This window comes from Ideonella azotifigens (assembly GCF_006519715.1).
GTDB classification, from domain to species: Bacteria; Pseudomonadota; Gammaproteobacteria; order Burkholderiales; family Burkholderiaceae_C; genus Ideonella; species Ideonella azotifigens.
This window is the reverse complement of the sequence record NZ_VIDT01000231.1, coordinates 1-7,801: the sequence shown is the minus strand read 5'-3', so window position 1 is coordinate 7,801 and position 7,801 is coordinate 1. Positions and strand designations below refer to the sequence as shown.

The following is a 7,801-nucleotide window of genomic DNA, read 5'->3' as shown; positions in this document are numbered from 1 at the left end:
GAACGCGCCGGCCGCTACCTGGGCATGCTGATGCAGAACATCTGCAACGCGCTGGACCCGGCCGTCATCGTGCTCGGCGGCCCCATGGGCCAACTCGGCGCACCGTACCTCGCCACGGCCCGCGCCAGCTTCCAGGCCCTGCAAGGCCGCTACGCCTTCCACAGCACCGAAGTCCGGCTGTGCCGCTTCGGGCTGAACGCCTGCGCGGTGGGCGCTGCCGGCGCGGTGCTGCACGACGCCTTGCTGGCCTGAGAGCCGCCTGACACCTTCCTGCCGAAGCCCCCCACATGGGTGGCAGACATGGCCAGGGTCGCGTGCCAGGATGCAGTACTCTGGTGCCAGGGAGCAGGCCATGTCCATCGAGTACATGCTGGTCATTTGCCCGGACCAATGTCCGGTCCGAGCGGACGGCAACGGCGTCGGCTTCACCAACCACACGCTGCTGCTGCCATCCGACGAATACACCGTCACGGTCGACACGCAGGGTTGCGTGCCCGAGAGTGTGGACGTGGTGCTCTCCGGGACCTCGCTGATGCGGCCCTGCGTGGTGATCTTCACCCGCGCACCAGCCACGCTGGCAGCACCTTTGCCGGCGCCACTGCCTGTGTCCAAACCAGCCTCTGTGCCAGCACCTTCGCCCGTCCCGCCGCCCACGCCTGCGCCGGCGCTCGCCGCCAAGTCGGCTCCTGTGCCCACGCCGGCCCCGAAGCCTGCGGCCCCAGCGGTCGCCACGGCCAAGCCCGCCGTCAAGACTGCATCCACCGCACCGAAGAAGGCCTGACGCAATGCTGCTGCCTTCTTCTCATCGCCTCGCCTGGCTGCTCGCGGCTGTGCTCTGCACCGGCTGCGCCAGCACCCGGTTCGAAAACACGCCACTGTCCACCGCCGAGCCCAACCCCGAGCGACGCAGCATCGATGTTTCAGACGCACAGCGCCCGCTGGTGCTGATTGCCATTTCCGGCGGCGGTTCGCGCGCTGCAGCGCTGGGCTGGACCATCCTGCGCGAGCTGCGCGACCAGACCATCAGCACCGGCGGTGGCGCGCCGCACAGCCTGGCCGACGACGTGGGCGTGGTCTCTTCCGTCTCCGGCGGCAGCGTCATTGCCGCGCACTTCGCGCTGGCTGGCAAGGAAGGCCTGGAAGACTTCCGCCAGAACTTCCTGGTGCCCGACAACATGGAAATCATCGCCGCCGATTTCCTGAACCCGTTCGCCATCCTCGGCCGCTCGTTTGCAGGCGAGTCCCGCACCGACGCGATCCGCGACATGTTCGACCGCGAGCTGTTCCACGGCAAGACCTTCGCCGCCGTCAACCAGCCCGGCAAGCCCTACCTGATCCTGAACGCCACCGAGATGTCCACCGGCGAAGTCTTCGCCTTCACGCCCGGCCGCTTCGACGACATCTGCGCCAGCCTGGACGACCAGAAACTCTCGGTCGGCGTGGCCGCCTCGTCTGCCGTGCCCATCGCCGTTGCCCCCATCGCGCTGACCAACTTCTCCGGCCCCGGCTGCCCCGCCAAGCCCGCGTCCAGCTGGCCCGAAAAAGAAGTCCGCAAGACCTACAGCCCCTTCATCAACCTCGAAGCCTTCAAGCGCGCCCGCTACGCCGTCGACCTGCGCCGCTCCAACGACACCGCAGGCCCCAGCGACCCGCCGGACTTCGCCCAGCGCCGCCGCATCCCCTACGTCTACCTGCTGGACGGCGGCATGGCCGACAACCTCGCGGTGCACGGCCTGATGGAAGTCCTCTCCGCGCCAGACGGCCCGCACCTCATTGCCAACCCGCTGCCTGGCACCACGATGACCCCCGGCAGCCTGCTCGCCGCCATCAATGGCGGCGCCTTGCGCACCGTCGTCGTCATCGTCATCAACGCACGTGCCGAACCGGCCAACGACCTCGCACTGCAAGCCACGCGCCCCGGCATCATCCCGATGATCAGCGCCGTCACCTCGCAGCCCATCGACTCCGCCACCACCAGCATCGCCAGCCAGATGTCAGTGCTGATGGCCCAGTTCAACGCCGCATCCGGCGGCGCCACCGGCGACCCCAAATTCACCGGCCTGCGCGTCTACCCGGTGATGATCGACTTCGACCAGTTGCCCGTCGCCACACCCGAGCAACGCGCCCTGCGCGAGAAGGTCAAGAACGTGCCAACCAGCTGGAAGATCACGGCGGGGAATCTGGAGGCGATCCAGCAGGCCGGCACGGTGCTGCTGCAGCGGCATCCTTGCTACGAGCGGCTGCTGTTGGACTTGTCGGCGCCGGCGTCGTTTGTGGATGCGAATTGGGCGAGGACGGGGTGCCGGTTTCCGAGCGATTGATTCACCTCAACTTGGGTGAAAAATCAGCGTCGGTGGATGGTCCGGCCTGAGAAGCCAGTTCAGCGAAATGGCGCATTTCCATTTGCTCGCCACAAGAAGTAGGCGGGATTTTCCTTGGTCGAGACGCGGTACTCCTCATACGTTCTGAACCCAGCGTAGCCCGCGCAAAGGGAGCCAAGAAGGCTGGTACCGGAAGTAGGGATGGCCGCGGCGAAGCTGGCAAGTCCCCCAATGCCGCTGAGCACGGCTTTACGTTTAAGACGTCGAATCGTACTGTCCACCTCGGTCAACTGAATATCTACAAGCTCGTGCATGGCATTTTCAGTTTTAAGGCGGCGCTTCTCAGGATCGAGTTCGAGCCTCAGTTCTCGAAAGTGCTTTTCGAGTTGCTTTCTGAATCGTCTGAAGACCTCTTCGTCTGCGCGAGCTGCCATCAGGTTCGCCATGCTTACGCCATCGAAAAACGGAACGTTGAGATTGAGAACCCCAGTTGCCGTCGATGAATCAATGCTGCTGCCAGATACATCGCCGGTAGCCTCTAAAACTGATGCCGAAATGCCCGAACGAACGAGACATTGAGCTCCGACTTGCGAGGACCAGCGCACTGTGCGGGCCAGCGCATCGAAGTGATTACGAGCCGAACTATTGATGGATTGCGCCACCCATGCATCGAACGACTCTTTGGTCGGAGGATCCGCGGGCATTCTCATCGCCACCTGGACCGTACCAGCTTTGCGGTCTACTTGAAGGACCTCTTGCTCGACGAGGTTGTAGACGAATGAACCTCCGGATCGACCGGGCTCAAAGTCAATGTGGATGCGCCGGCCCACCTCCAGATGATTCAGGATGAGCAGACCTCGGGACGAGGGGCGCATTGATCGTACCGTCGCAGCCGCTTTGTACAAATCAAGGATGTGACGCGGTAAGATTCCCTCGAATCCGTCGTCTGGCGCGTAGATCGGAAGAGACGAGGGAGCCTCCTCTTCGAGTGAAGTCGGCAAGAAGAGGACATAGCCTGCTGCGACCAAGGGCCTGGCCTCCAGCATCTGCTGTGCTGCTTCCGCGATTGACCGCCGATCCAAACTGCTTGGATCTGGCATTTCAAATGCGGCTGTAAAGGCTGCCGTCGATTCATGTTTGGGATGGGTGAGAGCAAATAGAGGATCAGCGCAAACAACTGTGTCAAGGTAGAACGCCGCCTGCTTGAGAAATCGTCTATCTACATCGGCGCCAACGTAGACCCGGAGCTTGCCGTCTTCGGGTGCAGCTTCTTCGACCAGGGTGTCTCGATGCTGCAGGCAGTACTCCCTGTAGCGCAGAAGTTCCACAGCAAGAGCCGCCTCTGAAAGACTTTTGAATTGCTCCCGAATCAGTCCCGGGTCAAACAGCAGACTGTCATTCAAGAAGCTGTAAACGATGGACCCCATCTTTCCCTCTCTCAAGCTGCGTCGTGAATGGCGCATCATCGTCGAAGGGCCTCGTGGCTGAGAATTTTTCTCAGACCCTGCCGAGGGGCAGCCGCCCCGCGAGTTCATTTCCGGATTCACTCATCAACAAACGTCCACGTCTCCGCCCCATCAAACCGTCGCACCCTTACCGCCGCAATCAACGCCGGATCGAAGTTGCCCAAGTTGATGCCTTGGCGGGGGCAGGCAACCGGGTCCATGGGTTCCCAGTGGGTGACGACGCCGCAGGTGCGGCAGCGGATGTTGCGCAGCGTGCGGTCGCCCCAGATGTATTCGGTGGTGCACTCGGGGTGGCCTTCGATCTTCACCGTGCCTAGCGGGAAGTAGACCCAGGGGCCGCCGCTGCGGCGGCAGAGGGAGCAGTTGCAGGCCGTGGCCACCTCCGGCGTGGAGGGCAGGGTCAAGCGGACTGCGCCGCAGTGGCAAGCGCCTTGGTGCATCGGTCGGGCTCCGTTGAACGAGGGGAGGGCATTGCTCGCAGGACAGCCGAGCCGCGCATGAAGTTCGATTCTGCGAGTGGTCCGCTGCGCAGCCAAGCCCGAACGAGGCATGCCCCCGGAAAACCCCCAGCCCGCGCGTCTTGACGCGGTCACGATCCGAAGATATTGTTTGTTCGTCGATCAAACTAAATAAGCGAACCGATCGGCGCTTCGTTTGCGGAGCTTCGCGAAGACGTGCTGCCGTCGCGCTGACGGTGGTCAAGGAGACAGACAGATGACCCTCAACACATTTGCGGCGCGGCTGCTGCTGGCAGGCCTGCTGGGCGCTTCGGCGCTGGCACAGGCCAAGGACATTGTGGTTGGCGTGTCCTGGTCCAACTTCCAGGAAGAGCGCTGGAAACGCGACGAGAGCGCCATCAAGGCGGCGCTGGAGAAGCTGGGCGCGAAGTACATCAGTGCGGACGCGCAGGGCTCGAACGAGAAGCAGCTGGCGGACGTGGAAGGGCTGATCACGCGCGGTGCGAATGCGCTGATCGTGCTGGCCTATGACGCCGACGCGGTGCTGCCCGCAGTGCGCAAGGCCAAGGAAGAGCACATCCCCGTGCTGGCCTACGACCGGCTGATCCAGGACACCGGCGTGCTGTACCTGACCTTCGACAACGTCGAGGTCGGCCGCATGCAGGCGCGCGAGGTGCTGAAGGCCAAGCCGGCTGGCAACTACGTGTTCATCAAGGGCTCGCCCACCGATCCGAACGCCGACTTCCTGCACGCTGGCCAGTTGGAGGTGCTGAAGGCGGCCATTGCAGGCGGCAAGATCAAGGTTGTCGGCGAGCAGTACACCGAAGGCTGGTCGCCCGAGATCGCGCAGAAGAACATGGACCAGATCCTCACGCGCAACAGCAACAAGGTGGACGCGGTGGTCGCCTCGAACGACGGCACGGCCGGCGGCGCGGTCGCGGCGCTGAAGTCGCAGAACCTGCGTGGCATCCCGGTTTCCGGCCAGGACGCCGATATTGCCGCGCTGAACCGCGTGGCCCGTGGCGAGCAGACGGTCACCGTGTTCAAGGACACGCGTACGCTGGGCGAGGCCGCGGCCCGCTTCGCAGTGGCGATGGCCAAGGGCACGGCCCCTGCGGCGGTGCAGGGCGCAGCCATCTGGAGCGGCGGCACCAAGAAGCTGGCCATTCCGTCGGTCTTCCTGAAGCCCGTGGCCATCACCACCGACAACCTGGACTACGTGGTCTCGGCCGGCTGGGCGACCAAGGCCCAGGTCTGCGGCGGCGTGGACGCTTCCAGCGGCCCCAAGGCTTGCCGTTGAACGGTTGAGCGAAGCAAGCAAGACGCACCCACCATGACCACCCTGAGCCGCCCCACGGCGTCCACCCTGCGGCCTTCGCTGCAGGGCTTTTTCCAGAAGACCGGCTTCGACCCGCGCTTCACCTCGATGCTGCTGGTGCTGCTGGCTGTCTGGGTGGGCCTGGGGCTGTTGACCGAAGGCACCTTCCTGTCGCCACGCAACCTGTACAACCTGTCGATCCAGACCTGCGTCACTGGCGTGATGGCCTGCGGCATGGTGTTCCTGATCGTGGCGAGGCAGATCGACCTCTCGGTCGGCTCGCTGCTGGCGTTCAGCGGCATGCTGATCGCCTACACCCAGGTGGTGCTGTTCCCGCCGGAGGCCGGCTGGGGCTGGCCGCTCAGCATCGTCGCCGGCCTGGCCGGTGGGCTGCTGGTGGGCGCGTTCCAGGGCTGGTGGGTGGCCTACCGCCAAGTGCCGGCGTTCGTCGTCACGCTGGCGGGTTACCTGATGTACCGCGGCGCCGCCTTCCTGGTGGCCGACGGGCAGACGCTGGCCCCGCTGGCCCCTGACTACCAGTTGCTGGGCGGCGGCCTTTCGGGCGCCATTGGCCCGCTTTGGAGCAGCGTGCTGGGCCTGCTGGCCTGCGTGTTCGTGGTCTGGCAGCGGGTGCAAGTGCGCCGCAGCCGCACGGCTTACGGCGCCGATCAACTGGCGCTGTGGGCCGACGGCCTGCGCGTGCTGCTGCAGTGCGGCGCCATCATCGGCTTCGTGTGGGTGATGAACAGCTACACCGCGTTCAATGCGCAGCAGGAGCGGGTGGGCAAGGGCATTGCGGTGCCGGTGCTGATCCTGATCGCGGTGGTGCTGGCGATGAGCTTCGTCGCCACGCGCACCCGCTTCGGCCGCTATGTGTTCGCGATGGGCGGCAACCCTGACGCTGCGCTGCTCTCGGGCATTCCCACGCTGCGCGTGATGCTCACGCTGTTCATGCTGATGGGTGCGCTGGCGGCGCTGGCCGCGGTCATCACCACCGCTCGACTGAATGCCGGTGCCAATTCGATCGGCCAGATGGCCGAGCTGTATGTGATTGCCGCCTCAGTGATCGGTGGCACTTCGCTGGCCGGCGGCGTGGGCTCCATCGCCGGTTCGGTGGTGGGTGCGCTGCTGATCCAGAGCCTGGACAACGGCATGGTGCTGATGGACGTGTCCAGCGCCAAGCGGCAGATCTGCATCGGCCTGGTGCTGATCGGTGCGGTGTGGTTTGACGTGGTCTACAACCGCAGGAGCAGCCGGTGATGCGCGATAACTTTTCCGGGCTGCCGCGGCTGGTCGAGGTCGACCGCGTCAGCAAGCATTTCGGCGGGGTGATGGCCGTGGACGACGTCAGCTGCGACCTGCGGCCGGGCGAGGTCGTTGGCCTGCTGGGGCACAACGGCGCCGGCAAATCCACCCTCATCAAGATGCTCTCAGGCGTGTACGCGCCAGACAGCGGCGAGTTCCGGGTCGAGGGCAAGCCGGTGGCCTTCGCCAGCCCGCGGGACGCCCGCGCCGCCGGCATCGAGACCATCCACCAGACCCTGGCGCTGGCCGACAACCTGGACGCCGCCGCCAACCTCTTCCTCGGCCGCGAGCTGATGACGCGCTGGGGCACGCTGGACACGCCGCGCATGGAGCACGAGGCGCGGCAGATCATCGCCAAGCTGAACCCGCATTTCACGCAGCTGCACCGGCCGGTGAAAGCCATGAGCGGCGGCCAGCGGCAGACGGTGGCGATCGCCCGCGCGCTGTATTTCAACGCCCGCATCCTGATCATGGACGAGCCCTGCGCCGCCCTCGGTCCGGCCGAGACCCGCATGGTGATCGACACCATCCACCGCCTGAAAGCGCAAGGCATCGGCATCTTCCTGATCAGCCACGACATGCCGGATGTGTTCGAGGTCTGCGACCGCGTGACGGTGATGAAAAACGGCCACGTCGTCGGCACCGAGGCGGTGGCCGATGTCACGCAGGACGAGGTGCTGGGCATGATCATCGGCGGCCGCCAGCCGGCGCACCGCACTGCACGCAACCCCGATCTGCAACCGGTTTTGGCGACTGGAACCTGAGTCCCACGACTTCGTTACCCCGTGCCTGCGGCTTGAAACAGGCACCTCAAGAAAGCCCTCGATGTTCATTGGCATGGACCTCGGCACGTCCGAGTTGAAGCTGCTGCTTTTGGATGAGCGCCACCAGGTGCTCGCCACCGCCAGCGAGCCGCTGCAGGTCTCGCGCCCG

Annotated in this window: 8 protein-coding genes; 6 read left to right on the top strand and 2 right to left on the bottom strand. The window is 65.0% G+C overall.

What is annotated here, in order from left to right; genetic code table 11:
* The 3 genes from FKP22_RS15065 to FKP22_RS15055 all read left to right on the top strand — a co-directional run.
* Positions 1 to 252 (top strand): ROK family protein (locus tag FKP22_RS15065; RefSeq protein WP_141288290.1); only part of this gene is annotated, 252 nt, incomplete at its 5' end.
* Between the two features lie 100 nt (positions 253 to 352).
* Positions 353 to 781, top strand: a complete 429-nt coding sequence (locus FKP22_RS15060) for a hypothetical protein (RefSeq protein ID WP_141288289.1) — start codon at positions 353 to 355, stop codon at positions 779 to 781.
* Positions 782 to 785: 4 nt separating this feature from the next.
* A complete protein-coding gene (locus FKP22_RS15055; RefSeq protein ID WP_141288288.1) occupies positions 786 to 2,321 on the top strand; it encodes a patatin-like phospholipase family protein in 1,536 nt (511 codons plus the stop codon).
* A 59-nt stretch (positions 2,322 to 2,380) separates the two neighbouring features.
* On the opposite strand, the gene FKP22_RS15050 is transcribed toward FKP22_RS15055, so the two are convergent.
* Entirely contained in the window at positions 2,381 to 3,748 is a 1,368-nt protein-coding gene (locus FKP22_RS15050; RefSeq protein WP_141288287.1) for a hypothetical protein, read from the bottom strand.
* Between the two features lie 116 nt (positions 3,749 to 3,864).
* Positions 3,865 to 4,227, bottom strand: a complete 363-nt coding sequence (locus tag FKP22_RS15045) for a GFA family protein (protein WP_141288286.1) — start codon at positions 4,225 to 4,227, stop codon at positions 3,865 to 3,867.
* A gap of 274 nt (positions 4,228 to 4,501) precedes the next feature.
* Here FKP22_RS15045 and xylF point away from each other — a divergent pair, with 274 nt between their 5' ends.
* The 3 genes from xylF to FKP22_RS15030 are packed head-to-tail and all read left to right on the top strand — an operon-like array spanning position 4,502 to position 7,632.
* Positions 4,502 to 5,545, top strand: a complete 1,044-nt coding sequence (gene xylF, locus FKP22_RS15040; RefSeq protein WP_141288285.1) for a D-xylose ABC transporter substrate-binding protein — start codon at positions 4,502 to 4,504, stop codon at positions 5,543 to 5,545.
* Positions 5,546 to 5,578: 33 nt separating this feature from the next.
* A complete protein-coding gene (locus FKP22_RS15035) occupies positions 5,579 to 6,823 on the top strand; it encodes a sugar ABC transporter permease (protein ID WP_211361415.1) in 1,245 nt (414 codons plus the stop codon).
* A complete protein-coding gene (locus FKP22_RS15030) occupies positions 6,823 to 7,632 on the top strand; it encodes an ATP-binding cassette domain-containing protein (RefSeq protein WP_141288284.1) in 810 nt (269 codons plus the stop codon). The genes FKP22_RS15035 and FKP22_RS15030 overlap by 1 nt, the downstream gene beginning before the upstream one ends.
* Positions 7,633 to 7,801 lie beyond the last annotated feature (169 nt).